The organism is Acidimicrobiia bacterium, from assembly GCA_040880805.1.
In the GTDB taxonomy this organism is placed as follows: Bacteria; Actinomycetota; Acidimicrobiia; order IMCC26256; family DASPTH01; genus DASPTH01.
Window position 1 is genome coordinate 73,801 of sequence record JBBDHW010000042.1, and the last position, 25,820, is coordinate 99,620.

Below are 25,820 nucleotides of genomic sequence, written 5' to 3' on the forward strand. Positions count from 1 at the left end.
GGGCCGGCGACGGTACCGTCGTCGCCGAGGCTGAGCACCCGCAGCCGCTCGAGGCCCTCGCTGCGCTCGGAGACGGCCAGGTGGCACTCGAACGCGTCGACGTCGTCGAGACGGACGCTCGGCCGGTGCGCGAGCACCGTTGTCCAGTTCGAGCGCGACGGCGCATCCGTGGGCGTGACCATGAGCGCGAAGTTCTCGGCGCCGTCGGCGTTCGTGAGCACGAAGAGACGACCAACATTGTCGAGCCCCTCGTGGTGCTCGACGTGGTACTCGTGACCCTGCACCCGCGGCTCGACGACGCGCGGTTCGGACGTGGGGTCGTCGGCGTCGACGAGGCGCACTTCGCTCGTGATCTTCGACGCGGAGTGTGCGAAGAGAAATCGTCCCGTGCGCGCGCGTTCTACGGAGACGTAGAAGCGGTCGTCGTCTTCTTGGTATACGAGCACGTCCGACTCGACTGGTGTCCCGAGCGTGTGCCGCCACACCTGCCAAGGGCGCATGGCGTCATCGGGCCGGGTGAAGAACACGGTTCGCTCGTCGTTCGCCCAGGCGAGGCTGTAGTACACGTCGGGCACCACGTCGTCGAGATCGGCACCCGTGTCGAGCGAACGGAAGCGCAGGTCGTAGCGTTCGCCGCCCGTCGAGTCGGTGGTGTACGCGGCGACGGTCTGCGCGGGGTTCATCTCGAGATCGCCCACGGCGAAGTAGTCGTGTCCGTGTGCGAGCTCGTTCTCGTCGAGGACGACTGCTTCACCGGGCGTACGCCCGGGCGGTGCACCCGGATCCGGGAGACCCGGTGTGCCCGCAGCGCGCCGGCAGTGCACGTTGTACTGCCGGCCCTGAAGTGTGCGCACGAAGTACTCGAAGTCGCCGCGGCGCACCGGCGCCGACGCGTCGGTCTCCCGGACTCGAGCGACGATCTCCGCGTACAAGCGGTCGCGCAGCGCATCTGTGTGTTCGAGCGATGCGCGGGTGTACGCGTTCTCCGCTTCGAGGTATGCGAGCACATCGGGGTCGTCGCGTTCCCGCAGCCAGAACCACGGGTCGATGCGCTCGTCGCCGCGGTGAAGCAATGTGGTGGGGCGCGCAGGCGCGACGGGGGGCGTCAGAGCTGGCACCGGATCTCGCACCGGGGGATTCTCGCAGAAGGATCGTCGGCACCGGGAGTACGCTCGATCGTCCATGGAGCCCGCAGCACGGCCGATCGAGGCCACGCCGATAGAAGCCACCGAAGAGGAGCTCTCGTACGTCGAGTACGACGCCAACGGCCTCGTCCCCGCCATCGTGCAGGAGGAGGGCACCAACCAGGTGCTCATGCTCGGCTGGATGAACGAGGAAGCCCTCCGACGCACCCTCGCCACCGGCCGCACGTGGTTCTGGAGCCGGAGCAAGCAGGACTACTGGTGCAAGGGCGAGACGTCAGGCGACCGTCAGTGGGTGCGTGAGGCGCGTTACGACTGCGACGTCGACGTTCTCCTCTTCGTGGTCGAGCAGGAAGGCGACGGCGCGTGCCACACGAAACAGCGCAGTTGCTTCTTCCGAGCCTTCGGCAGCGGCGCCGCACCCGGGCCGGTCTGAGCCCGGATGACCACCATCCGGCCGTCGCGTGAGGAGTTCGTCGCGCTGGCGCGCGGCCACACCGTCGTACCGGTGTGGCGCGAGGTGCTGGCCGACCTCGAAACGCCGGTCTCGGCGTTCGTGAAGCTGGTCGGCGCTGCCGAACACGACGCGCCGGGTTTTCTCCTCGAGTCGGTCGAGCACGCGGAGCGCTGGGGGCGGTTCTCGTTCATCGGACGCGATCCGGTGCTCACGATGGTGGCACGCGGACGATCGGTCGAGCTGTACGGCACTCCACCGCCCGGTGTGCCCACGAACGACGGCGCGCTCGCGGCACTCGAAGCGCTGCTCGCCGCGTACCGCGCGCCGCAACTCGCGGAGTTGCCGCCGTTCCACGGTGGTGTCGTCGGCTACCTCGGCTACGACGTGGTGCGCGAGATCGAGCGACTCCCCAACGTACCCACCGACGACCGCGGCACCCCCGACGCGGTGCTCTCGGTCACCGGCCATGTCACCGCCTTCGACCACTTCCGTCAGCGTCTCTATCTGATCGAGAACGTGTTCCTCGAACCTGGGGCGGGAGATGCGGTGGCCTCGACCGCGTACGACGACGCGGCGGTGCGCCTCTCGGCGCGCGTGGAGGAGCTGGCGCGACCGTTGCCCTACGTGCCGTCGCCGCCGCCGGCCCGAGAGCTCGACGAGCTACCGGAGTTCTCGTCGACGATGGGATCGGGTATGTACCACGCGGCCGTCGACGCGGCGCGTGAGCACATCCTCGCGGGCGACATCTTCCAGGTGGTGCTCGCGCAGCGCTTCGACCTCAGCGGGCACTTCGACCCGTTCGACGTGTACCGCGTGCTGCGCCAGGTCAACCCGTCGCCCTACATGTACTTCGTCCGCCATCCCGAGGTCACGCTGGTCGGTTCGTCACCGGAGCCGCTGGTGCAGCTCCTCGACGGTCGCGTGATCAGCCGGCCGATCGCCGGGACCCGGCGGCGTGGGCGCACCGAAGCCGACGATCGCCGGATGGCCGCCGAGCTCTCGGAGCACCCGAAGGAGCGCGCCGAGCACGTGATGCTCGTCGACCTCGCCCGCAACGACGTCGGCCGCGTCGTGCGTTTCGGTACCGAGCAGATCGAGGAGCTCATGGTGCTGGAGAAGTACTCGCACGTGATGCACCTCACGAGCCAGGTCGTCGGTGAGCTTGCCGAGGGCAAGCACGCGGTCGACGTGCTGCGCGCAACGTTCCCCGCGGGCACGGTCAGCGGCGCGCCCAAGGTGCGCGCGATGGAGATCATCGACGACCTCGAGCCCACCAAGCGCGGGCCCTACGCCGGAGTGGTCGGCTACGTCGACTTCTCGGGCAACCTCGACACTGCGATCGCGATCCGCACCATGGTGTGGCGCGACGGCCAGGCGAGCGTGGAAGCGGGCGCGGGAATCGTCGCCGATTCGATCGCCGCCGACGAAGATCTGGAATGTCACAACAAGGCGCGGGCGTTGCTCACGGCAGCAGCCGCGGCGCGAGGCCTCGCGCCCCTCGGATCCTCGGGTACCGCATGAACGACCGCATGCACCACCGGGAACAGCTCGATGCCCTCCACACCGGCGCGGCGGTCGTCGACCGCTCGGATCGCGGCTTCGTCCTCGTCACGGGTGAGGACGCGCGCTCGTTCCTGCAGGCGCTGGTGTCGGCCGACCTCGACCCGCTCGAGGACGGCATGGGCGCGCCCTCGCTGCTCCTCACACCTCAGGGCAAGCTCGACGTCGCGTTCCGGCTCCTCGTCGTCGGTGACGACCTGTGGCTCGACTGCGAGCCTGGCTTCGGCGCGCAGCTGAAGGCCTCGCTCGACCGGTTCCGTATCCGCGTCAAGGCCGAGGTGGTCGACCGCTCCGACGAGTTCGGGATGCTGTCGGTGATCGGCCGCACTGAACACGTCGCCGACGCGGGTACACGTACCGTGCGCACCGCGCATGGCGTTGACATCCTGGGCCCCGCAGCATCGGTCGAGCAGGTCCGCTCCGCTCTGTCGCCCGATGTATGGACAACGGTCGGTCCTGTCGCGTACGAGGCATGGCGGATCGAGCAGGGCATTCCCGTGCAGCCGTTCGACATCGACGACAAGACGATCCCCCAGGAAGCCGAGCTGGAGCACGACGCGGTCTCCTTCACCAAGGGCTGCTTCCTCGGTCAGGAGCTGGTGTGCCGCATCGACAGCCGCGGCCACGTCAACCGGTTCCTGCGCCGGTTCACCACGATCGAGGGCGATTGGCCCGCGCGCGGCGCGGAGGTGGTGGTCGACGGCAAGATCGTCGGCGCGCTCACGAGCGTCGCCGCGTCCGAGGTGCCCACGGGCGCGCTCGGCTACGTGCGCCGCGAGGTGGAACCTCCCGCGACCGTCGACCTTCACTGGGACGGCGGGAGCGCGCGAGCGGTGATCCGGTCGCTCAGAGAAGCCGCCCCGCCGGGCTGAACGTCTTCACGTAGCGCAGCCGGTCGTCCTGTCGCTCGTAGCCCGCCGCGGTCCAGAACGCGTTCGCGGCGGCTTCGTCCGGAAGGACGATGAGATGGAACCGGCGCGCGCCCAATGCGTGGAGCCGGCGTTCGCCGTGCTCCACGAGCATCGCCGCGATCCCGCGACGTCGGTGTGATGGCTGCACCGCGAGCCGGTACATCGCGCCCCGCCAGCCGTCCCACGACGCAATGACGGTGCCGACGATCGCCTCGCCGTCGCCCTCGCCTTCACCTTCGATGGCGAGCAACAACGACTCGGGGTCGACGCGGAGCAGCGCACGGACGCCTTCCTCGTCGTCGGTGACGCTCGGTTCGGTGGTGGCCGCCGTCCAGAGCGCGAGCACCGCGGGGATGTCGTCCACCGTCGCGGCACGGACGGTGACTATCTCGGGTACGCCGGATTTCACAGCCGGGTAGGCTACGGCGGTGCGTTCCACTCGTTTCGCCATTGTGATGATGCGCCCCTGCATGGGGCGACGGCTGAGCGCGCGTACGTAGCACGTTGCCGAGGTCCCGGGAGTCCGGGGCCTCGTGATCCGAGCCTCCGGTCCCGGGCGTGACAAGCCAGGACACCAAGAGGAGGCTCGATGACCCGCCGCAGCTACATCACCGTGTCGATCCCGTATGTGAACGCGCGACCGCACGTGGGGTACGCGCTCGAGCTCGTCGAAGCCGATGTGCTGGCGCGCCATCGCCGTGCCGCCGGTCACGAGGTGCGCTTGCTCGGTGGAACCGACGATCACGCGTTGAAGAACGTGCTCGGTGCCGAATCCGAGGGTGTGTCGACACAGGAGTTCGTCGACCGGAATGCCGCCGCGTTCGAAGGATTACGCGAGCCGCTGCGCATCACGTTCGACGATTTCATCCGGACGAGCCGCGACCCGCGTCACGCTCCCGGCGTCGAACGTTTGTGGCGCGCCGGCGAAGCACGCGACGACTTGTACCGGCGATGGTACGAAGGCCCGTACTGCGTCGGGTGCGAGCAGTTTTACGCAGAGTCCGAGCTGGTCGACGGCTGTTGCCCGGAGCACGGCACGCGCACCGAGATCGTCGGAGAAGAGAACTGGTTCTTCCGATTGTCGCGATATCAGGACCAGCTCGTCCAATTGATCGAGCGTGGCGAGCTCGAGATCGTGCCCGACACGTATCGCAACGAGGTGCTGGCCTTCCTCGCAGGTGGGCTCGACGACATCAGCGTCTCGCGCTCGCAGGCGCGTGCGCGTGGGTGGGGGCTCCCGGTTCCCGACGACCCGACGCAGGTGATCTATGTGTGGTGGGACGCGTTGGCGAACTACATCACGGCTCTCGACTACGGGGAGGGTAGTCACGCGTTCGATCACTGGTGGCGAGATGCGGACGAGCGCGTGCACGTGATCGGCAAGGGGATCGTGCGGTTCCACGCCGTGTACTGGCCGGCGATGCTGTTGTCGGCGGGCGAGCCGTTGCCGACGAAGATCTTCGTTCACCCGTACCTCACTGCTGGTGGCGAGAAGCTTTCGAAGTCGAGTGGCAACGCGATCGATCCCGTTGTGGTGGTGGAACAGGTGGGGACCGACGCGCTGCGGTGGTGGCTCCTGCGCGACGTGCCGCGCACCTCGGATGCCGACTTCACCGTCGAGCGCGTGGCGGCGCGGTCGGACGAGGACCTCGCGCACGGCGTGGGCAACCTCGTGCACCGAATCGTGACGATGGTGCACCGATTGGGCGACGGAAGGTCTCCCGTTTGCCCGCCCCTCGATGCCGGGCCGCTGCACGCCGGGATCGAGGCCGCGCTCCTCGACTTCGACTTCCGGCGCGCGGTCGGGGTGGTGCGCGATCTGGTCGACGCGACGAACCGCAGGGTCGACGAGACGCGTCCCTGGAAGCTCGAGCGTGGATCGAGCGAGCTCGCGAGTGCGCTCGGTGAGCTCGTCGCCCGCGCGCGCCTGATCGGCGAGCTCCTGGCGCCGTTCGTGCCGGACACTGCCGCACGCGTGTGCGCCGCGCTGACGCCCGACGACTCCGGACGACTCCCAACGCCGAAGCCCCTCGTTCCAACCCTGGGCGTGACGGTAGACCGGTGAACCGATCGCACTACGCGCCTGGCGGATCGGCTGCGGGCGGGCTGCCGGCGGGGATGGTCACGACGAAACGGGTGCCCTCGGTGTCGATCGGCTCCACGTGTGCCTCGCCGCCCATCGTCGCCGCGAGCTCGTGCACGATGGCGAGCCCGATGCCGGTGCCGACCACTCGGCCGGGCACCGTGCGCGACGTGTAGAGCCGCTCGAACACGTGCGGGAGGTCGTTCGGCGCGATGCCGGGCCCGTCGTCGTCGACGAGGAGCTCGATCCGGTCTCCGACCGTGCGCACTCCGACGGTGACGCTGGCCGCTGCGTACTTCAGCGCATTCTCCACGAGGTTGGCGACGATCTGCGCGAGCCGCTGCGGATCCGCGAATCCGCGCACTGCATCGGGTGGGCCGTTGAACTCGAGCGCGAGCCCGAGATCGGTCGCCGCTGGTCGGAACGCGTCGACCCCTTCCTCGACGACCGTGCGGGCGTCGATGGGCTGGGGCCGGAGCGAGAACTGGTGTGTGTCGAGGCGGGCGAGGTCGAGCAGATCCGCGACCAGCCGTTCGAGCCGGCGTGACTCCGACGCGATCACCTCGGCTGCCCGGAGCTGCGCGTCGTGGTCGTCGACGGTGCCGTCGAGCATCGCCTCGGCGTAGCCCCGGATCGACGTGAGTGGCGTGCGCAGGTCATGGGAGACGCTCAGGAGGAACGCGCGCTCGTGACCACGCGACGCGTCGAGCTTCTCCGCCATCGAGTTGATCGCCTTGGCCAGGCTCCCGAGCTCGTCGTCGGCGAGGTGCTCGGTGTCGACCCGCGCCGAGAGGTCTCCCGCGGCGATGCTTCCAGCGGTGGCCTCCATGGCCGCGAGCGGGCGGGTCATGCGCCGCGCGAGGAAGGCCGCGACGAGCGCGGCGACGGCGAGTGCCAATACCGCGGCGCCGAGCACCACGCCGCTGCTGTCACCGAAGGGGCGGATGTTCACCTTCTCGGCGAGCACGACGACCGGGGTGAGCGAGCCCACCTTGGTGAGGGGTTCGGCCTGGAGCACGGTGTTGCCGTTCCGCCCCCTCTGCGTATTGCCGGCTTGAAGCGTCGCGACGTCGAGGTCTCCGACGTCGACCCCGTTGGGGAGTGCGACATCGGACTCGGGGACGCCGAGGAGACCGCCGAGGAACTCCCGCACGTTGCCGTCGGCGTCGATGGCGACGATGGCGCCGTCCGACACGCTCAACGTGGTCTGCACGATGCTGCGGATGCGCCGGATCTGGCGGCGGCCGGCGGTGCCGTTGTCGGCGGTCCGCGCCGCGGGAAGGAGCTTGATGAGCTGGTTGAGCTCGTCGGCGACGACCGGCGTGTGCGTCGCGAGGCTGTCGCGCGCGGCATTCGTCGCGGTTCGGCGTGCGAGGCCCGCCGTTACGGCTGCGGTCACGACAAGTGTGCCGAGCGCGATCGCGACCATCGCGACCAGGAACCGCGCGCGAAGACGATGCGTGCGGCGCGTCACGCTGTGGAGCTTGCGGGCCTCGGCGACTCCAGGCGGTAGCCGACTCCGCGCACCGTGGTGATCGTTGTGGCGTCACCGAGCTTCTTGCGCACCTGTGCGATGTGCACGTCCACCGTGCGAGCGTCGCCGAACCAGTCGTAGCCCCACACGCCGTCGAGAATCTGCTGGCGCGACAGCGCGAGCCCCGGGCGTTCTGCGAGGTAGCGAAGGAGGTCGAATTCCTTCGTAGTGAACTCGACGGGCTCGTCGCGGATCCGGACTTCGCGTCGCCCGGTGTCGATCGCGGCGTCGCCCGCCTGGACGACCTCGGGCGCCGGCCCGCCGTCGACACGGCGGAGCACGGCCTTCACGCGTGCGACGAGCTCGGCAGGAGAGAACGGCTTGGTGAGGTAGTCGTCGCCTCCCAGCTCGAGGCCGAGCACCCGGTCGACCTCCCCGTCGCGGGCGGTGAGGAAGATCACCGGGATCTGCGACGTCTGACGGAGCCGCTTGCACACTTCGAGACCGTCGATGTCGGGGAGACCCACGTCGAGGACCACGAGACGCGGGCGGTGGGTGCGCACCGCCTCGAGGCCGGCCTCGCCGGTCGCGGCCTGCAGCACGCGGTAGCCCTCACGAGCGAGATAGAGGTCGACGAGATCTGCGATGTTGGGTTCGTCGTCGACCACGAGGATCGTTCCCCGTTCCATGGTCTCCATCGTCGCACGCCGCGCACGATCGGGGTGTGAGCCCGATGTCAGCGAATGGTGAAGCCCCCTGTTCGTAGACTCGGCCCCTGATGACCGTGCTCGACGAGATCCTCGCCGCCAAGCGCGACGAGGTCACTTTGCTCCACCGGCCGGAAGTCCGGAACCTGCTGCGGTCCACGGCGCTGACGGCGCCCCCGCCGCGCGACTTCGCGGGCGCGCTGCGACCCGAGAGCGGCAACCTCTCCGTAGTGGCCGAGATCAAGCGCCGCTCGCCTTCGAAGGGCGAGCTCGCTCCGGATCTCGACCCCGCGGCCACGGCGGCGGCTTATGCGGAAGGCGGCGCCGCATGCCTGTCCGTGCTCACTGACGGCCCGTTCTTCGGGGGATCGGTCGACGATCTACGCGACGCCCGTGGGGCCTGCGGGCTCCCGGTGCTCCGCAAGGACTTCGTGGTCGACGAGGTTCAGGTGTACGAGACGCGTGCCATCGGCGCGGACGCGCTCTTGCTCATCGTTGCCGCGCTTCCCGACGGCGCGCTCCTCGCCGATCTCCACGCGCTCGCCGTCGATCTCGGCCTCGCGGTGCTCGTCGAAGCCCACGACGGCGCGGAGCTGGAGCGTGCCCTCGCCATGGGCGCGCACATCGTCGGGGTGAACGCGCGCGACCTCGGCACGTTCGACGAGGATCTCGGCGTGGGGGAGCGGCTTGTCTCGATCGTCCCACGCGACGTGATCGCGATTGCCGAGAGTGCCATCCGCTCACGCGAGGACGCGGTGCGGATGGCGAGCACCGGCTTCGACGGCGTACTCGTCGGCGAGATGCTGGTGAGGGCGGGCGACCCCATCGCGACCGTGCGCGAGCTCGCGTCGGTCGCGCGCGGGAGAAGGTAGAACGCACGCATGGATACGGTCGTGTTGGGCCGCACAGGCGTCGAGGTCAGCGTGGCGGGGCTCGGCTGCGGAGGGCACAGCCGCCTCGGGCAGTCGTATGGCGCGAGCGTGGACGAGTCGGTCGCGCTGGTCCGTCGGGCGCTCGATCTCGGGATCAACTACATCGACACCGCGCACGCCTACGCGACCGAGCAGATCGTCGGAAAGGCCGTCGGCCGCAAGCGTGACAAGGTCGTGATCTCGACCAAGGTGTCGCCGCGCTCTCGCGACGGTGCATTGCTCGATGCAGCCGGTTTGCGCGAAGCCGTGCAGGCCTCGCTGCGGAAGCTGAACACCGACTGGATCGACGTGTACCACCTGCACGGCGTCGGTGACGAAGAGTACGACTATTGCGTCGCGGAGCTCGTGCCGGTACTCCAACGGTTGCGCGGCGAGGGACACATCCGGTTCCTCGCCGTGTCCGAGCGGTTCGCGGCCGATCCCGGGCACACGATGGCGCAGCGAGCTGTCGAGGACGACTGCTGGGACGTGATGATGGTGGGGTTCAACCCTCTGAACCCCAGCGCGCGCGACCGCGTGTTTGCGGTGACCCGCGAGAAGGACATCGCGATCGAGGTGATGTTCGCGGTGCGCCGCGTGTTGAGCCGTCCGGAAGAGCTCGTTCGTGTCGTCGGTGGGCTCGTCGACGACGGGCATGTCGACGCGCACGACCTCGACCTCGACGATCCGCTGGGGTTCCTCGTGTACGACGGCGGCGCTGCAACTCTCGTGGAAGCTTCGTATCGGTACTCACGCCACGAGCCGGGCTGTCACGTGATCCTCACGGGCACGGGCAGCGTCGAGCACCTGGAGGAGAACGTGCGATCGATCAACGGGCCGCCGCTCCCCCGCGCCGACCTCGAACGCCTCCGTAACCTGTTCGGGCGCCTCGATCACCTCTCGGGCAACTGAAGGAGTCCTGATGCGCTACCAGCTCAGCCCCGACCAGATCCCGTCGGCATGGTTCAACGTGCTGCCGGTGATGCCGGAGCCGTTGCAGCCGCCGCTCCACCCGGCCACGAACGAACCGATCGGACCCGACGACCTCGCACCGCTCTTCCCGATGGGACTCATTGCCCAGGAGGTGTCGGCCGAGCCGTGGATCGACGTGCCCGGTGAGGTGCTCGACATCCTGCGTCTCTGGCGTCCCACTCCGCTCGTGCGAGCCGAACGGCTCGAGCGCGCGTTGGGCACGCCGGCGCGCATCTACTTCAAGGACGAGTCCGTGTCGCCGGCGGGCTCGCACAAGCCCAACACCGCCGTCCCACAGGCGTTCTACAACAAGGCCGAAGGCGTGGCCCGTCTTGCCACCGAGACCGGCGCGGGTCAGTGGGGCACCGCCCTGGCGTTCGCGTGCTCCCAGTTCGATCTCGACTGCAAGGTGTACATGGTGCGCGCCTCGCACGAACAGAAGCCGTACCGCAAGATCCTCATGGAGACGTGGGGCGCCGAGGTCGTGCCCTCACCCGTCGACCAGCCCGACCACCCCGGCTCGCTCGGCCTCGCGATCAGCGACGCGGTGCGGGACGCGGCAACGCGCGACGACACGCACTATTCGCTGGGCTCGGTGCTCAATCACGTGCTCCTGCACCAGACCGTGATCGGACTCGAGGCGAAGGAGCAACTCGCGCTCGCGGGTGAGTCGAAGCCCGACGTCGTGATCGCATGTTGCGGTGGCGGGTCGAACCTCGGCGGCATCTCGCTGCCGTTCGTGCCCGACTCCGATGTCCGGCTCGTCGCGGTGGAGCCATCATCGTGCCCCACGCTCACCGAGGGACGCTTCGAGTACGACTTCGGCGACACCGCGGGCATGACGCCGCTGCTCGCCATGTACACGCTCGGGCACGAGTTCGTGCCGCCCACGATCCACGCCGGTGGCCTGCGCTACCACGGTGACGCCCCGATCATCTCGTCGCTGGTGAAGTGCGGGCGAATGGAGGCGATCGCGTACCCGCAGGGCAAGACGTTCGAGGCCGCCGTGCAGTTCGCTCGCGCCGAGGGCAAGATCCCCGCGCCCGAGACCGGGCACGCAGTGCGCGCGGTGATCGACGAGGCGCTCGCGGCGAAGGAGGTCGGTGAGGAGCGTGTGATCCTCTTCAACTTCTCCGGCCACGGGCTGCTCGACCTCTCCGCCTACGACGACTTCCTCCACCACAGGCTGCTCGACGCCTGACGACTCCAGAATGCACGGGCGACGAGGTAGACGATCGTCGCGTAGGCCCAGCCGAGCAGGATGTCGAAGACGAAGTGGTCGGCGGTGTAGACGAGGGCGAACGCCATCGCGAGCGTGTACGCGACCAGCAGGACTCGCCACCGTCCCGCGCGCGGCCAGAAGAACAGCGTCAACATGAACGGCCACGCCGCGTGCAACGACGGGATCGCGCCCACGGGGAACGCGTAGCGGCTCTTCTCGCCGAAGACTTCCGCAACCCCGGCCAGCCCCAGGTGCGACCAGACTTCTTTCACCACCCGCACCGTGTGCGGCATGTCGCCACGCACGCTCGCCAGCCACGGCGGGATCGCGGGGTACGCGAGGTAGGTGACGAAGCCGGCGAACGTCACGGTGACGATGAGGACGCGGAACTTGCGGAAGCCGGGGTAGTCCACGATCCAGAGGACGATCGCGACCGTCAGCGTCACCACGAAGTGGCTGAGGTACACGAGCCACGTCGTGTAGTCGTACCAATGCGGATCTCCGTGGTCCCACAGCGCGCGCTGGAGACGTACCGTCGGCGCAGCGCCTCCGAAGAGCCATTCGTCGAAACCGAGCTGCGGTTGGACGTGCGCGCCCGGCGCCATCGTGTCCGCGAGCGAGTGCAGCACTGCGTACGCGGCGACGATCGCGACGACCGGTAGCCAGTCGAGCACCGCGCGCGACCACGTTCGAACGGGTGGCGGCCTGGTGTCCATCGGAGCATGAATGTACGCGGGGTGCCGAATTCGTTCCGGTACCCTCCAGCGTGATGTGGGTGAAGATCTGCGGCATCACCAACGAGGAAGACGCGCTGCTCTCCGTCGCGCTGGGTGCCGACGCCCTGGGTTTCATGTTCGTGCCGGGAAGCCCGCGGCAGGTCAGCCCCGACACGGTGGGAGAGATCTTGCATCGGCTACCCCCCGGGGTCATCACGGTCGGTGTCTTTCGTGACGAGCGCCAGGAGCGTGTGGTCGAGCTCGTGAACACGCTCGGCCTCTCCGGCGCGCAGTTGCACGGCCGGGAGCCGTTGTCGGACATCCGTTGGGTTCGGCGCCGCGTCCCGTTCGTGATCCAGGGATTCGCGGCCGACGATCCCGCGCTTGCCGCGGTCGGCAACGGTCCGGTCGACATCGTGCTCGTCGACGCGGACGAGCCCGGGTCGGGGGCGACGTTCGACTGGGCCCTCGCCGACGCGGTGCCCGCGGGGGTCCGGTTGCTGCTCGCGGGTGGCTTGGACCAGGGCAACGTCGCGCAGGCGATCAAGCGCGTCCGGCCGTGGGGCGTCGACGTGTCGAGCGGTGTCGAGACCACACCGGGATCGGGCAAGAAGGATGCGCGGAAGCTCCGCAGCTTCATCACGGCGGCGCGCGAGGCCGGCGAGGGGCTCTCGGCGGGTGACGCGTGGGTGCCCGATCCGAACGCCGTGCCCTACGACTGGATGGACGACGGTGTCTGACGCCGCCCCGATGCGCGGCTCGCCCGTGACGCTCGAGCCGCCCGGTCCCGAACCCACGGGTCTCGGGCGCTTCGGTGAGTTCGGCGGGCGCTTCGTACCGGAAACACTCGTGCCCGCGCTCATCGATCTCGAACACAACTTCCGCGAGGCGTGGGCCAGCGAGGTGTTCCGCGCCGAGCTCACCGAGCTTCTCACGTCGTATGCGGGCAGGCCTACGCCGGTCACCGAGTGTCACCGTCTCTCCGAGCGGCTCGGACTGCGCGTGTTGCTCAAGCGCGAAGATCTCACGCATACCGGTTCGCACAAGATCAACAACGTGCTCGGTCAGGCATTGCTCACTCGGCGCATGCAGAAGCAGCGCGTGATCGCGGAGACGGGCGCCGGACAGCACGGAGTCGCCACTGCCACTGTGGCCGCGCTCTTCGGCCTCGACTGCGTGGTGTTCATGGGCGCGGTCGACGTGGAACGTCAGGCGCTCAACGTGTTCCGCATGCAGAGCCTTGGTGCCGACGTCGTGCCGGTCACGAGCGGGAGCGCGACCCTCAAGGACGCGATCAACGAGGCACTGCGTGACTGGGTGGCCACCGTCGACACCACCCACTACTGCATCGGCTCCGTGGTCGGCCCGCATCCGTACCCGTGGATGGTGCGCGAGTTCCAACGGGTCGTCGGCGACGAAGCGCGGGAGCAGTGCCGAGCCATCCTCGGCACGGATCCCGACCTCGTCGTCGCGTGTGTCGGTGGCGGTTCGAACGCGATTGGGACGTTCGCGGGCTTCCTCGACACCTCAGCGCGGCTCGTGGGCGTGGAAGCGGGCGGTCACGGCCTCGAGTCGGGACAGCACGGGGCATCGGTGAGCCGGGGCGTGCCGGGAGTGCTGCACGGGTCGCGGTCGCTGTTCCTCCAGGACGAAGACGGCCAGATTCTCGAGGCGCACTCGATCAGCGCGGGGCTCGACTACCCGGGTGTCGGTCCGGAGCATGCGGAGCTCGCGGCCACCGGGCGCGCCGAGTACGCGTTCGCCACCGACGACGAAGCCGTCGCGGGTTTCCAGCTGCTGTCGGTCACCGAGGGGATCGTGCCTGCCCTCGAACCCGCGCACGCGATCGGATGGCTCGCGCGCGAATCGGGGCGTGCCGTGCCCGCAGGCTCCACGGTGCTGGTCACGCTCTCGGGTCGTGGCGACAAGGACGTCGCCCTGATTGCCGAGCGGCTCACCGGCGAACGACTGTGACCATTTCGCTCGAAGCGCACCTGCGGGCCCGGCGCGAGGCCGGGCACAAGCTGCTGGTTCCGTATGTCACCGGCGGCCTCGGTGACGACTGGCTCGATGTCTTGCACGCGGTCGCTGACGCGGGCGCCGACGCGGTGGAGATCGGTATCCCGTTCTCCGATCCGGTGATGGACGGCGTCACCATCCAGGAGGCATCGCGGCGCGCGCTCGAGCGGGGTGCGACCCCTGCCGGCATCGTCGCCGAGATCGCGTCCGACGATTTCGAGGTTCCGCTCGCAGTGATGACCTACACCAACCCGGTCGCGCACATGGGCTTCCGGCGCTTCGCGGCGGCGCTCGCGGGAGCCGGGATCTCCGGCGCCATCGTGCCCGACCTTCCACTCGACGAGCTCGACGGGTGGGGCGACGCGGCGGACGACGCCGGTGTCGAAACCGTGCTCCTCGCCGCACCTCCTACGCCCGACGATCGCCTCCGCGCCATTTGTGAACGCTCGCACGGCTTCGTGTACGGCGTGACGCTGATGGGCGTCACCGGCGAGCGCGATCACCTCGCTTCGCAAGCTCACGAGATGGGTGAACGGTGCAAGGCGGTCACCGACAAACCGGTGTTGCTCGGTCTCGGTATCTCCAACCCCGAGCAGGCGGTAGAAGCGAGCCGGTTCGCCGACGGCGTCATCGTCGGGAGTGCCCTTGTCTCGCGTGTGCTGAAGGGCGGCGGCCCCGACGCGGCCCACGAATTCGTTCGGGAGCTCCGCGTCGCGCTCGACCAATCGACACAGCCAACCAGGTGATCAAGTACCTCGGTTCGAAGCGGCGCCTGGTCCCGGTGCTGGACCGCATCTGCGAGGAAGCGAACGCGCACACGGCGCTCGACCTGTTCACCGGCACTACCCGCGTTGCGCAGGCCTTCAAGCGACGAGGCGCGTGCGTCACTGCTGTGGACACGGCGCGCTACTCAGAGGTGTTCGCGCAGTGCTACATCGCAACCGATGCCACCACGGTCGACAAGGACGACCTGGCCGACGCGTTGGCCCACCTCCAGTCGATTCCCGGCGACGCCGGCTACTTCACGGCGACGTTCTGCGAACAGGCGCGGTTCTTCCAGCCGTTCAACGGCGCACGCGTCGATGCCATTCGTGACGCCATCGCGCGTGATTACGCGAATACGCCGCTGTGCCCGATCCTGCTCACGAGTCTGATCGAGGCGACCGACCGCGTCGACTCCACGACTGGTGTGCAGATGGCGTACGTGAAGGAGTGGGCGCCCCGCTCGTACCGTCCGCTCGAACTCCGCGTACCGGAACTGCTCGCCGGCCCGGGGCACGCGGTGCGTGCCGATGCGCTGGCCGTCGCGGGAACGGTGGGGGAGTTCGACCTCGCCTATCTCGACCCGCCGTACAACCAGCACCGCTACTTCACCAACTACCACGTGTGGGAGACGTTGGTGGCGTGGGATGCGCCGGATCACTACGGCGTCGCCTGCAAGCGCGTCGACGCGCGCGAGTCGTCGACGAAGACCGCGTTCAGCGCGCGCCGCGCGATGCCCGACGCGCTTCAGGCCGTCGTGCGCGACGTGCACGCCCGCGTCCTGGTCTTGTCCTACAACGACGAGTCGTGGGTGACGCTCGACGAGTTGCGCGAGATGTGCGGAGTCCGCGGCGCGGTCGAGGTGCTGAGCTTCGACTCGAAGCGCTATGTCGGTGCGCAGATCGGGATCCACAATCCTCGTGGCGAGCGCGTCGGGACGGTCTCCCACGTGCGCAACTGCGAGTATGTCCTGATCGTCGGTGAGCGGAGCGAGGTCGATCGGCTCGCAGGTGCGGCCCGGCAGGAGGTTCCGAGTGGCTGACGCGCCAGTGGAGGATGCACGAGTGGCCAAGGTCGACGGATGCGACCTGTGCGAAGCGGCGCGGATCACGCCGTGGTTCCACGAAGACGACGTGTGCTGGATCGCCGAGTGCGAGGTCTGCTACGTGCCGATGGTCGTGTGGCGATCGCACGGCAAGGAACCGCCGCCCGACCACCTCGCGCACATGCATGCGCACCTCGCACGGGTCGCCGCCGAGACGCTCACCGTCGAGCACTGGCTCGACGACAACATGCGGCAGATCCCCGACCACTATCACGCGCACGCGCGCCCGCGCGGCGGCTTCTTCGGCCACAACTTCCGGCGCGCGACGTAACCCGGTCGATCAGTAGCCGGGGGTACCGGAGCTCGAGGAGCTCTTCGTGCCGGAGTCGGACGACGAGCTGCTCGCGCTCGCACCGGCCTTCGTGTACACCGCGCCCACCATGCCGTTCGTCTCGTGGTACTGGCAGTGGAACTGGAACACTGCGCCGTCGCTCGGGACCGTCACGGTGAACTTCGTCGACTTGCCCGGGTTGATCTGCTTGTCGATCGACAGGTCGTCAGAAGTGAACGTGTGGGGCAGGCTCCCCTTGTTCTTGACCTGGAAGGTGATCTTCTCCCCGGCCTTCGCCTTGATGAAGGTGGGGTTGAAGTACTTGTCGCCGAGCTTCTCTTCGAGCGTGGCGCTCGACTTCGAGCTCACGTCTTTCGTGCCCTTGACGGTGACCTTCTGCCCGAGCTTCACCGGAGCCTTGCTGCTCGCCGATACCGGCGCGCCGGCGAACACGAACACGAGGGCGGTGACCACGGCCACGACCGGCATGCGCTTCATCGACCTCATCGACGCCTCCCACTCTTCCCCGGCTTGTCTCCGCTGGTCTACGGACCACACCGCCCACGGGATTGCGCCGCGATCGCCCGAGTACCCTGGCCCGGCAATCTTCCGATCTCCCGACCCCGTAGATACCCATGTGGTCTGTCTCGGACGACGCGCTGGTGGCAGGTCTTGCCGCCGGCGATCCGGATGCCGCGTCGGCGTTTGTCCGGCGCTTCCAACGTCGCGTCTTCGGGCTGGCCCGCACGATCGTCCCCGACGACCGCGCCGCGGAGGACGTCGCCCAGGAGGCCTTCCTGCGTGCCTGGCGCCACGCGGCGGCCTACGACCCTCGGCGGGGCAGTGTGGTGGGCTGGCTGCTCACGATCACGCGCAATCTCGCGATCGACGCGGTACGAATCCGGCGCCCCACGAGCTTCGATCCGGTGGTTCTGATGGGACTCGACCGGGAATCCGGCGAGCGCAGTCCCGAAGACCTCGCCCAGTTGGGCGACGACACCGCGCGACTCCGCGCCGCCCTGGTGCGGTTGCCCGAAGAGCAGTGCCGGGCGATTGTGCTCGCGGGCGTGCTCGGGTACACCGCGCGCGAGGTCGGGGAGATCGAGGACATCCCGCTCGGCACCGCGAAGACGCGGATTCGCACCGCGCTGCAGCGTCTGCGCGTCGTGTTGGTGACCGAGGAGCGTGCTGAATGAGCGCGTACTCGTGCGCGCGGGTGCGTGAGGCCGCGCCCGAGCTCGCGCTCGGTGCGCTCAGCGGAGCGGAGCGCGCGGAAGCGATCATCCACGTCAACGAGTGCGCGCGCTGCCAGGCCTTCGTCAACGAGCTCACCGAAGCGGCCGATGCGCTCCTGCTGCTCGCCCCCGAGCTGGAGCCGCCGGCAGGATTCGAGCGGAGCGTCCTCGGGGCGGGGCGCGCGCGGCACCGACGGAACGTGCGGCGCTGGGTCGCGTCCATCGCGGTGGCGGCTGCGGCAGCCGCGATCGTGAGCATCACGGTGGTCCGAGTCGTGGAGGCCGGCGGCGATGCGCCACGAGCCGTCGTGCGCAGCGTGACGGCCGAAGTGCGGCCGGCGGAAGTGCGCATGGTGAGCGCGGGCGACCTTCCCGCGGGCTGGGCCTACATCACCAACGGGCACGGCGTCGCGGTCGCGGTCGACTACGGCGTGCCGTCCGGGAAGTACACGATCGCCGTGCAACCGCGCACGGGCACGACTGTGACGATCGGCACAATGGCCGTCAAGGAAGATCGCGGCTCGTGGACGGGAACGAGCCGGGTGGCATTGCGAGCGGGCAGCACGATCTCGCTCGTCGACGCGAATGGCGCGCCGGTCTGTCGCGGGATCGTCAAGACGGCTGAGTAGGCTTCCAGTCGACGGGATCGTCGATCGGAGGGCACGAGATGCGAACGCTGCGGGTGTTCATTGCTGTCGCGGTGGCTGCGAGCGGCCTCACGCTGCTCGTGTCGGCGGCGGACGCGTCGGTGCCTGCCGTGACGAAGACCTGCAAGTCGCTGAACAAGCTCAACAAGGAACTCAGAAAGATCGATCCGAGCGGCGACCGTTTCGACTTCGAGGAGTTCAAGGCTGTGTCGAAGGCGTTCCGGAAGGCCGCGAAGACAGGTCCCAAGAGCCTCAAGTCAGCGATGAACACCATCGCCGACGTCTACGGCGACATCGGTAATGCCGACAACGCTGTCGAGGCAGCCGGCAGGATCGGGAAGAGTGGGGCGAAGTTCTCGAAGGCGCTGACCACGTGGGGGACGTACCTCGGTACGAACTGCTCCGGCATCTAGATCTCGGCCTCGGTCGGGCTGACGTCGTCGAGCCGGCGCGCGACGGTCTCGGGTAGCCGCGGCACGAGCAGCACCGCGGCGATCAGCGTCGGCACTCCGCAGATGGCGATGGCCGGCCCGAGCCCGCCCATCACGTCGCGCAGCTGCGTCGCGAGCACGAGACCGACAGCCGACCCGGCCACTCCAGCCACGAGCAGGAATCCGTTCGAGGTGCCGCGTACCTCGGTCGGGAACAGTTCGGCGTCGAGCGTCCCGAGGGCGAGCCCGGCGCACGCCGCGGCGACGATCGCGATGGTCGGCGCGATCCAGAGCAGCGCATCCCCGCTCGCGAGAAAGAACGCCATCTGGAAGCCCGTGGCGAGCAACAGACCCACGATCGTGACCGGCCGGCGCCCGCGGGTTTCGGCGAGCCGCCCGGCCAGCAGCACGCCGATGAGTCCTGGCAATCCCAGGGTGATCGCGCGGAACCCGGCCACGTCGGAGTTCGAGAAGTCGTGCGCATGCGTCAAGTAGCGATTCGTGAGCTGTGAGGACGGCGCGATGAACACGTTCGTGAGGAATGCCACCAGGCCGAGCAGCACGAAGCGCGCGCGATAGACAGGCGCGAACACCTCGCGGAGCCGACCGCGGCGCACCGCTTGCCGGGTGAGCGTGACGTAGCGCCGTGTCTCCTGCAGCTGGCGCGCGATCACAGGGAGGACGAGGAGCGCGCCGGCACTGACCAGGAACGAGATCCGCCAGCCGTAGTCGCCGAGATCGGCGAGTGGGAGAAAGATGACGGTGAACGCGATACCCGCCCCCAACGCGAGCGCGAACATCGCGGTCGCAAACGCGCGGGCTCCCTCGGGTGCTTCCTCCACTGCGGCGATGCCGGCCACGACGAGGCACGCGTTCACGAACGCGCGCGTGAACAGCTGCGCGCCGGTGAACACTTCGAAGGACGGCGCCAGCCCGGAGATCGCGTTGGCGACACACGCGCCGGCGAGCGCGACGAGGATCAGCCGGCGACGTCCGAAGCGATCCGCAAGCGCGATCACGACCAGCGAGACCAGTACGCCGAAACGGGTGATCGCAAGTGCGAAGCCGAGCGCGGCGTCGGACTTGTGGAAGGTATCGGTGACCGCGTCGGCGTTCTGCGTGAGGAGCCCGCCGCAGAAGTTGGCGACGAGTGCAACCAGCGCGAGCGCCGCGAGGCGCGCGGCCTGCTCGGTGGTGAAGGGTACGGGGGGCACGATGGGCCATCGGCGCGGACGCGACGGAGACCCGGCGCCGTCGAGGTGCGCGCGCACGCGATCGACGAGGTAGCGGAGCTCGCTTCGTGCAGCGAGGTTCGCCTGGAGCCCGACGAACCACCCGAAGAACGGCACGACGTAGCTCCCGCGTGCTTCGAGCGCGAGCGTCGTGGCACCACCTTCGACCGGTGTGACGCGTGCTTCGAGCGTCGTACCCTCGAACGGCACCGCGGTGAACGGTCCGGCAAGCGTGCCGGCCTCGGCAATGAGTGCAGCGCACACGGCGTCGGATTGCGCGTCGATCGTGACGAGCACGGAGCGCCGCACATGCGGCATGCTACGGCGAAGCGGTCAGGAGCGAGCGACCATCGACAGGAGGATCAGCACCTATGGCGACACTCGAGGTCGGCAACCGCGCACCGGCGTTCACGCTCACCGATCAGCACGGCAAGAGGGTGAAGCTCTCCGACTTCAAGGGCAAGAAGGTGGTCGTGTACTTCTACCCGAAGGCCGACACCCCGGGGTGTACGACGCAGTCGTGCGCGCTGCGCGATGCCGAGCCTGACCTGAAGAAGTTGAAGGCGAAGGTGATCGGCATCAGCCCGGACGCACCCGACAAGCAGCTGAAGTTCGACGACAGGTACGGGCTCGGGTTCACGCTGCTCGCCGACACCGAGCACACCGTCGCCGAGAAGTACGGCGTGTGGGGCGAGAAGATGAACTATGGCCGGAAGTACATGGGCATCATCCGCTCCGCGTTCGTCGTCGACGCGAACGGCAAGCTCGCCGGTGCCTTCTACAAAGTGAGCCCGAAGGACACGGTTCCCAAAGTGACGGACGTGCTCTCGCTGCCGTAGTGTCTCGCGGCACGGGGCGAGGGTTGGCCGAGGGCCGTCCTCCTGAACGAAGGGGCGTATCCCATGAAGTTCATGGTCACCTGGTCGCTACCACACGAGACGTTTCGACCGACGGTTGCGAACTTCCTCAAGGGTGGTGGGATGCCGCCCGCCGGAGTGGACTTGATCGGCCGCTGGCACGGAATGAGCGGCGGGGGCTTCGCAGTGGTCGAAACGAGTGACGCCAAGGCGCTCTACGACTGGATCGCCGAGTGGTCGGAATTCCTACCGCTGCAGACGACGCCCGTCGTCGAGGACGCCGAGGCCGGCGAAGTCCTCGGGGCCAGGTACCAGTAGGTGGCGCCCGCTCAGATCGGCGCGCCGAGCATGAACCGGTGTCCGTCGGGTGATCGCAGTGCCATCTCGCGCTTGCCCCACGGCTCGTCCCGTGGTGTCTTGATGACGTCCGCTCCCGCCGCCGCCGCTCGGTCGTAGAACGCGTCGACGTCGTCGACGTCGAGGTACGCGACGTAACTGTGATCGCCGATTTCTCGCGCCGGGACTGCGTCGGGGCACCGGCCGACCATGAACCTGACGGTGCCGGCTCGGCAGAACACCCAGTTGCCGGGGTCGGGATCGGTGCGCTCGCATCCGAGCACGCTCGTGTACCACTCCGCCGACGTCTCGAGATCGTGAACCGCGAGCACCGGATTCGCACCCAATACGTTCATAGCCTCATTGTGCTCGCCGCAAAAGGGTCCGGCGCACGCGGCGGCGAGCGCAGCGAGCCGCTCGCCAGCGAGCGAACGGCGCGAGCCGGGTATCCGGCTCGCAGAGAGCGAGCGAATAATTAGGCGCCGATGGCGTGGAAGCCGCCGTCGACGTGGACGATCTCGCCGGTGGTGGCGGGGAACCAGTCCGACAGGAGCGCGACGCACGCTTTCGCGATGGGGTCTGCGTCACGCGTGTCCCAGCCGAGCGGAGCGCGCTCGTTCCAGATGTCCTCGAACACCTCGTAGCCGGGGATGCTGCGCGCGGCGAGACTGCGTGACGGGCCGGCAGCCACGAGGTTCACCCGGATCCCTTGTGCCCCGAGATCGCGCGCCAGGAAGCGCGTGACCGACTGCAGCGCCGACTTCGCGACGCCCATCCAGTCGTAGACGGGGAACGCGCGGGTGCTGTCGAAGTCGAAGCCGACGATCGAACCTCCGTCGGTCATCAGCGGCAACGCCGCTACCGCCAGCGCCTTCAAGGAATAGGCCGACACTTGGAGGGCGATCGCGACGTCCTCCCACGGCGCATCGAGGAAGCCACCGCCGAGACACGATGCCGGTGCGAACGCGATCGAGTGGACCACTCCGTCGAGCCGGCCGCCAACGTTCGCAGCGAGTGCGTCGAGGTCGTCCTGGTTGCTCACGTCGAGCTCGACGATCTCCGGCTCCGTCGGCAACCGCCGCGCGGCGCGCCGCGTGATGCTCATGACGCGCCCGAACGAGCTCAGGATCACCTCGGCCCCTTGCTCCTGTGCGATCCGTGCAACCGGGAAGGCCAGCGACGACTCGTTGGTGATGCCCGTCACCAGGATGCGCTTGCCCTCCAACAGCATGCGTGGCGTCCCCTTCTCGCTACTAGAGCGGTGTGTTCGAGTGGCGGTGGCGCGGCCGGTGCTCGCGCTTGGTCAACAGTCGGTCGAGCGCGGCCGCGAGCGCGCGCCGCGTGTCGGTGGCGGCGATCACATCGTCGACGTAGCCGCGCTCCGCAGCGACGTACGGGTTCAGGAACCGATCCTCGTACTGGATCGCGAGCGCAGCTTCCTCTCGGGCACGCTCCTCGGCGTCGTCGATGGCCAAGAGCCGGCGCCGGTGCACGATCTTCACGGCCGGCGGTGCACCCATCACCGCGATCTCCGCGGTGGGCCACGCGATGCACCAGTCGGTGCCGAGCCCACGCGAATCCATGACGACGTACGCGCCGCCGTACGCCTTGCGCAGCACGACGCACATGCGCGGGACCGAGGACGCGGCGTACGCGTGGAGCAGCTCCGCGCCGTGCCGGATGATGCCACGCCACTCTTGGTCGGCGCCGGGCGCGTACCCACTGGTGTCGACGAACGTGATCAACGGTATGTTGAAGCAGTCGCACCACTGCACGAAGCGCGCGGCCTTGCTCGCGGCCTCGGTGTCGATCCTTCCCGCGTTGTGCATCGGCTGGTTGGCGATGATGCCGACGGAGTGCCCGTCGAGCCGGCCGAGCGCGGTCACCATGCTCGGCGCGTACGCGTGGCGCAGCTCGAGGAGCGACTCGTCATCGAGCACGTCGGTGACGACATCGCGCACGTCGTAGGACGCCGCTGCGCGCGCGGGGACAGCCTGGGCCGCGCGCGCGCAGTCGCGGTCGACGGGATCGCCGTACGAGATCGTGGGTGGGTCTTCGAGATGGTTCGACGGCAGGTACGACAACAAAGCCGACGCCGCCACCACTGCTTCGTCCTCGTCCTGCACGAGCATCGCGGCGACACCGCTGATCCGGTGGTGCACCGAGGCACCGCCGAGCCGGTCGCGGTCGATCGGTACGCCGGTGAACTCGACGACGACGTCGGGACCGGTGACGTACGCGAACGCGTCCGCGGTCATGATCACGTGGTCGGCGATGCCGAGCAAGAGGGCGGGGCCCGAAACGGCCGGCCCCACGAGGAGGAGCACGGTCGGAACCACGCCCGACGCGTCGGACAGTGCCTTCGCCACCCGACCCCACGCATGCAGCGCAGCGACCCCCTCGTTCACGTCGGCGCCGGAGCTCGCGACGCGCCCGACGACGGGGATGCCGAGCGCGATCGCGAGGCGAACCGCTCGCTCCACGGTCTGGCCTTCGGGTGTGCCGATCGCGCCTCGGTGCTTGCCACCGTCGAGGCTGAACCAGCTCACCTGCCGTCCGTCGAGATCCCGGAGAGCAGCCTCGACGGCATCGCTCCGGTGCCCGAAGACGGGCGTCGGCGTGCCGAGCTCGGTCACTCGCCGGGGTTCGGATCCGGAGCCGAGAGGATCAGCGTGGCGTTGTGGCCGCCGAAACCGAACGAGTTCGACAGCACGGGGGCACGCCCGATGGAGCGCGGCTCGCCGTGCACGACGTCGAGATCGATCTCGTCGCCGATCTTCTGAAGGTTGGCGGTGGGCGGGACGATCCCGTCGCGCAACGACAGCAACGCGATCACCGCCTCCGCGGCACCCGCGCCACCGATCATGTGACCAGTGACGCCCTTGGTGGACGTGACCGGCGGAGAGTGGTCACCGAACACCTTGCGCAACGCTTCCGCCTCCGACGCGTCGTTGAGCGGCGTGGACGTGCCGTGCGCGTTCACATGACCGATCGCGGAGGAAACGATGCCCGCGTCGTCGAGTGCGAGCTGCATGCATGCGGCCGCGCCCGCACCGCCGGGCGACGGCGCGGTGATGTGGTGCGCATCTGCGTTTCGCCCGTAGCCGGACACGGTTCCGTACACGCGGGCCCCCCTCGCGAGTGCGCGCTCGAGCGGCTCGAGGATCACGAACGCCGCCCCTTCGGACATCACGAATCCGTCGCGGTCGGCGTCGAACGGGCGGGACGCGCGCGGCGGATCTTCGTTACGCGTGCTGAGCGCGCCCATGCGGGCGAACGCGGAGATCGTGAGGGGTGTGACACCCGCCTCGGCGCCACCCGCGACCACGGCATCCGCCGTGCCGTCACGAATAAGTCGCGCGCCCTCGCCGATCGCGTGGGTTCCCGCCGCGCAGGCGGTGGCGATGCACATGTTCGGGCCGGTCCAACCGAAGTTGATCGAGATCGCGCCCGCGGTCGCGTTTGGCATCATCATCGTGACGAAGAACGGGCTCACGCGGCTCGCGCCACGCTCCATGAACGTCTGTTGATTGATCTCCATCGACTCGAGGCCACCGACACCCGTGGCCGCGATCACCGCGCAGCGGCTCGGGTCGGCGCCGAGCTCGCCGGCGTCGGCCAGCGCATCGACCGCGGCCGCGAAGCCGAGCTGCGTGAAGCGGTCCTGGCGGCGGGCCTCCTTCGGCCCGACGTAGGCCGTGGCGTCGAAATCGCGCACCTCCCCCGCGAACCGCACCGGGAGCTCCGAGGCGTCGAAGCGCTCGATGGGTGCCGCTCTGCACTCGACGGCCGCAACCACGGCCTCCCACATGTTCGCCACGTCGGTACCGGCTGGCGTCTTCACGCCGAGGCCGGTGACGGCGACGCGAGGTCGACCGCGAGCGTCGAGGAACGCGGGGAGGGTCATGTCTTGGCGTCGACCTTGGCCATCACCAGGTCGACGGCGTTCCCGACTGTCGCGACGTTCTCGAGGTCTTCTTCGGGTACCTGGATGTCGAACCGCTCCTCGAGCTCCATCACGAGCTCGACGAGGTCGAGGCTGTCGGCGTCGAGGTCTTCCTTGAACTTGGCCGTCTCGACGACGGCGTCGGGCTCGACGCTGAGCACCTCGACGGCGACCTCTCGCAGCGCAGAGAGCGCCTCCTCACGTTCCATCATTCCTCCCGGTCCGGATCTTGGCTGGTGCGGATCTTTGGCTGCTACGGATCTTGGCTGGTGCGGATCTTGGCTGGTGCGGATCTTGCCTGCTGCGGATCTTGGCGGTGTTCGGTCAGTGGCCCATCCCGAGCCCGCCGTCGACGGGAACGAGCGCACCCGTGACATAGCCGGCCGGGTCGGAGCACAGGAAAGCGATCACCGCACCCACCTCGTCGGGGTTGCCCAGGCGCCCCAGGGGCACCGTGGTGGTGGCCCAGTCGCGCCAGTCGTCGGGCAGGCCGTCGGTCATGGCGGTCACGATAGGTCCGGGGGCCACGACGTTGCAGGTGATGCCCCGCGGGGCGAGCTCACGGGCGACCGCTCGGGTGAGCCCGAGAAGGCCGGCCTTGGCCGCTGCGTAGTTGGCCTGGCCTGCTTGTCCTGTCTGTCCGCTCACCGAGGACACGTTCACGATTCGGCCGAACCTGCCCCGCATCATCTTCGGAGTGGCACGCCGGATGGTGTGGAAGGCGCCGGTGAGGTTCGTGCGCAGCACCGAGTCCCACTGCTCGTCGGTCATCCGCATGACAAGGCCGTCAGCGGTGATACCGGCGTTGTTCACGAGCAGCTCGA

30 protein-coding genes are annotated in these 25,820 nt (G+C 68.7%); 17 read left to right on the forward strand and 13 right to left on the reverse strand.

All coding sequences use genetic code 11. The features are described from left to right. Positions 1-1,118: oligopeptidase B (locus WD271_11065; protein MEX1008371.1), on the reverse strand; the 1,118-nt coding region annotated here is incomplete at its 3' end. A 64-nt stretch (positions 1,119-1,182) separates the two neighbouring features. Between WD271_11065 and hisI the strand changes: the two genes are divergently transcribed. Genes hisI through WD271_11080 form a run of 3 tightly spaced genes read left to right on the forward strand, consistent with a single transcriptional unit; the run spans position 1,183 to position 4,031 of the window. Continuing rightward, complete coding sequence (hisI, locus tag WD271_11070; GenBank protein ID MEX1008372.1) at positions 1,183-1,578, forward strand: phosphoribosyl-AMP cyclohydrolase; 396 nt, start codon at positions 1,183-1,185, stop codon at positions 1,576-1,578. A gap of 6 nt (positions 1,579-1,584) precedes the next feature. Beyond that, positions 1,585-3,120 carry an anthranilate synthase component I gene (gene trpE, locus WD271_11075; GenBank protein ID MEX1008373.1) on the forward strand — a complete coding sequence of 512 codons (1,536 nt, stop codon included), beginning with the start codon at positions 1,585-1,587 and terminating at the stop codon, positions 3,118-3,120. Then, positions 3,117-4,031, forward strand: coding sequence for a hypothetical protein (locus tag WD271_11080; protein ID MEX1008374.1), 915 nt, complete (start codon positions 3,117-3,119; stop codon positions 4,029-4,031). The genes trpE and WD271_11080 overlap by 4 nt, the downstream gene beginning before the upstream one ends. On the opposite strand, the gene WD271_11085 is transcribed toward WD271_11080, so the two are convergent. Beyond that, complete coding sequence (locus WD271_11085) at positions 4,006-4,479, reverse strand: GNAT family N-acetyltransferase (GenBank protein MEX1008375.1); 474 nt, start codon at positions 4,477-4,479, stop codon at positions 4,006-4,008. The two genes, WD271_11080 and WD271_11085, sit on opposite strands and share 26 nt — an antisense overlap. A gap of 180 nt (positions 4,480-4,659) precedes the next feature. Between WD271_11085 and WD271_11090 the strand changes: the two genes are divergently transcribed. Beyond that, a complete protein-coding gene (locus WD271_11090; protein ID MEX1008376.1) occupies positions 4,660-6,135 on the forward strand; it encodes a methionine--tRNA ligase in 1,476 nt (491 codons plus the stop codon). A 10-nt stretch (positions 6,136-6,145) separates the two neighbouring features. Here WD271_11090 and WD271_11095 read toward each other — a convergent pair whose 3' ends face one another. Together WD271_11095 and WD271_11100 are read right to left on the reverse strand one after the other, a co-directional pair. Further along, positions 6,146-7,627, reverse strand: coding sequence for a HAMP domain-containing sensor histidine kinase (locus tag WD271_11095; GenBank protein ID MEX1008377.1), 1,482 nt, complete (start codon positions 7,625-7,627; stop codon positions 6,146-6,148). Continuing rightward, on the reverse strand, positions 7,624-8,316 hold the full coding sequence (locus tag WD271_11100; GenBank protein MEX1008378.1) for a response regulator transcription factor: 693 nt from the start codon (positions 8,314-8,316) through the stop codon (positions 7,624-7,626). Before WD271_11100 ends, WD271_11095 begins: the two co-directional genes overlap by 4 nt. Positions 8,317-8,405: 89 nt before the next feature. Between WD271_11100 and trpC the strand changes: the two genes are divergently transcribed. The 3 genes from trpC to WD271_11115 are packed head-to-tail and all read left to right on the forward strand — an operon-like array spanning position 8,406 to position 11,418. Then, positions 8,406-9,206 (forward strand): indole-3-glycerol phosphate synthase TrpC, encoded by an 801-nt coding sequence (gene trpC, locus WD271_11105; protein ID MEX1008379.1) that lies wholly within the window; start codon positions 8,406-8,408, stop codon positions 9,204-9,206. A gap of 9 nt (positions 9,207-9,215) precedes the next feature. Further along, a complete protein-coding gene (locus WD271_11110; GenBank protein ID MEX1008380.1) occupies positions 9,216-10,157 on the forward strand; it encodes an aldo/keto reductase in 942 nt (313 codons plus the stop codon). Between the two features lie 10 nt (positions 10,158-10,167). Beyond that, on the forward strand, positions 10,168-11,418 hold the full coding sequence (locus WD271_11115; protein ID MEX1008381.1) for a TrpB-like pyridoxal phosphate-dependent enzyme: 1,251 nt from the start codon (positions 10,168-10,170) through the stop codon (positions 11,416-11,418). Here the strand turns inward: WD271_11115 and WD271_11120 are convergent. Then, a complete protein-coding gene (locus tag WD271_11120; protein MEX1008382.1) occupies positions 11,379-12,155 on the reverse strand; it encodes a phosphatase PAP2 family protein in 777 nt (258 codons plus the stop codon). The two genes, WD271_11115 and WD271_11120, sit on opposite strands and share 40 nt — an antisense overlap. Positions 12,156-12,208: 53 nt before the next feature. Between WD271_11120 and WD271_11125 the strand changes: the two genes are divergently transcribed. The 5 genes from WD271_11125 to WD271_11145 are packed head-to-tail and all read left to right on the forward strand — an operon-like array spanning position 12,209 to position 16,312. Continuing rightward, the gene (locus WD271_11125) at positions 12,209-12,895 is read left to right on the forward strand and encodes a phosphoribosylanthranilate isomerase (GenBank protein ID MEX1008383.1); all 687 of its coding nucleotides are present in this window, start codon (positions 12,209-12,211) and stop codon (positions 12,893-12,895) included. 10 nt (positions 12,896-12,905) lie between these two features. Then, the gene (gene trpB, locus WD271_11130) at positions 12,906-14,129 is read left to right on the forward strand and encodes a tryptophan synthase subunit beta (GenBank protein ID MEX1008384.1); all 1,224 of its coding nucleotides are present in this window, start codon (positions 12,906-12,908) and stop codon (positions 14,127-14,129) included. Further along, the gene (trpA, locus tag WD271_11135) at positions 14,126-14,920 is read left to right on the forward strand and encodes a tryptophan synthase subunit alpha (GenBank protein MEX1008385.1); all 795 of its coding nucleotides are present in this window, start codon (positions 14,126-14,128) and stop codon (positions 14,918-14,920) included. The genes trpB and trpA overlap by 4 nt, the downstream gene beginning before the upstream one ends. Further along, the gene (locus WD271_11140) at positions 14,917-15,978 is read left to right on the forward strand and encodes a DNA adenine methylase (GenBank protein ID MEX1008386.1); all 1,062 of its coding nucleotides are present in this window, start codon (positions 14,917-14,919) and stop codon (positions 15,976-15,978) included. Before trpA ends, WD271_11140 begins: the two co-directional genes overlap by 4 nt. Continuing rightward, a complete protein-coding gene (locus WD271_11145) occupies positions 15,971-16,312 on the forward strand; it encodes a hypothetical protein (GenBank protein MEX1008387.1) in 342 nt (113 codons plus the stop codon). The genes WD271_11140 and WD271_11145 overlap by 8 nt, the downstream gene beginning before the upstream one ends. Before the next feature lie 9 nt (positions 16,313-16,321). Here WD271_11145 and WD271_11150 read toward each other — a convergent pair whose 3' ends face one another. Continuing rightward, positions 16,322-16,819 (reverse strand): cupredoxin domain-containing protein, encoded by a 498-nt coding sequence (locus WD271_11150; GenBank protein MEX1008388.1) that lies wholly within the window; start codon positions 16,817-16,819, stop codon positions 16,322-16,324. A gap of 128 nt (positions 16,820-16,947) precedes the next feature. On the opposite strand from WD271_11150, the gene WD271_11155 reads away from it, so the two are divergent. Genes WD271_11155 through WD271_11165 form a run of 3 tightly spaced genes read left to right on the forward strand, consistent with a single transcriptional unit; the run spans position 16,948 to position 18,607 of the window. Next, entirely contained in the window at positions 16,948-17,508 is a 561-nt protein-coding gene (locus tag WD271_11155) for a sigma-70 family RNA polymerase sigma factor (protein ID MEX1008389.1), read from the forward strand. Further along, positions 17,505-18,176, forward strand: coding sequence for a zf-HC2 domain-containing protein (locus WD271_11160; protein MEX1008390.1), 672 nt, complete (start codon positions 17,505-17,507; stop codon positions 18,174-18,176). Before WD271_11155 ends, WD271_11160 begins: the two co-directional genes overlap by 4 nt. A 38-nt stretch (positions 18,177-18,214) precedes the next feature. Beyond that, complete coding sequence (locus tag WD271_11165) at positions 18,215-18,607, forward strand: hypothetical protein (protein MEX1008391.1); 393 nt, start codon at positions 18,215-18,217, stop codon at positions 18,605-18,607. Here WD271_11165 and WD271_11170 read toward each other — a convergent pair. Continuing rightward, positions 18,604-20,166, reverse strand: coding sequence for an MFS transporter (locus tag WD271_11170; protein MEX1008392.1), 1,563 nt, complete (start codon positions 20,164-20,166; stop codon positions 18,604-18,606). The genes WD271_11165 and WD271_11170 overlap by 4 nt on opposite strands. A 62-nt stretch (positions 20,167-20,228) precedes the next feature. On the opposite strand from WD271_11170, the gene bcp reads away from it, so the two are divergent. Then, positions 20,229-20,696, forward strand: a complete 468-nt coding sequence (gene bcp, locus WD271_11175) for a thioredoxin-dependent thiol peroxidase (GenBank protein MEX1008393.1) — start codon at positions 20,229-20,231, stop codon at positions 20,694-20,696. Between the two features lie 63 nt (positions 20,697-20,759). Further along, positions 20,760-21,032, forward strand: a complete 273-nt coding sequence (locus WD271_11180; protein ID MEX1008394.1) for a DUF3303 family protein — start codon at positions 20,760-20,762, stop codon at positions 21,030-21,032. 11 nt (positions 21,033-21,043) lie between these two features. Here the strand turns inward: WD271_11180 and WD271_11185 are convergent, their stop codons facing one another. The 6 genes from WD271_11185 to WD271_11210 form a co-directional block, all read right to left on the reverse strand. Next, positions 21,044-21,406: a VOC family protein gene (locus WD271_11185; GenBank protein MEX1008395.1), complete on the reverse strand. Its 363-nt coding sequence runs from the start codon at positions 21,404-21,406 to the stop codon at positions 21,044-21,046. Between the two features lie 119 nt (positions 21,407-21,525). After that, the gene (gene fabI / locus WD271_11190) at positions 21,526-22,281 is read right to left on the reverse strand and encodes an enoyl-ACP reductase FabI (GenBank protein MEX1008396.1); all 756 of its coding nucleotides are present in this window, start codon (positions 22,279-22,281) and stop codon (positions 21,526-21,528) included. A 22-nt stretch (positions 22,282-22,303) separates the two neighbouring features. Then, on the reverse strand, positions 22,304-23,686 hold the full coding sequence (locus WD271_11195) for a carboxyl transferase domain-containing protein (GenBank protein MEX1008397.1): 1,383 nt from the start codon (positions 23,684-23,686) through the stop codon (positions 22,304-22,306). Then, on the reverse strand, positions 23,683-24,957 hold the full coding sequence (gene fabF / locus WD271_11200; GenBank protein MEX1008398.1) for a beta-ketoacyl-ACP synthase II: 1,275 nt from the start codon (positions 24,955-24,957) through the stop codon (positions 23,683-23,685). Before fabF ends, WD271_11195 begins: the two co-directional genes overlap by 4 nt. Further along, the gene (gene acpP, locus WD271_11205) at positions 24,954-25,205 is read right to left on the reverse strand and encodes an acyl carrier protein (GenBank protein MEX1008399.1); all 252 of its coding nucleotides are present in this window, start codon (positions 25,203-25,205) and stop codon (positions 24,954-24,956) included. The genes fabF and acpP overlap by 4 nt, the downstream gene beginning before the upstream one ends. A gap of 115 nt (positions 25,206-25,320) precedes the next feature. Further along, positions 25,321-25,820, reverse strand: a 500-nt coding sequence (locus WD271_11210) for an SDR family oxidoreductase (protein ID MEX1008400.1), incomplete at its 5' end; no start/stop codon positions are given.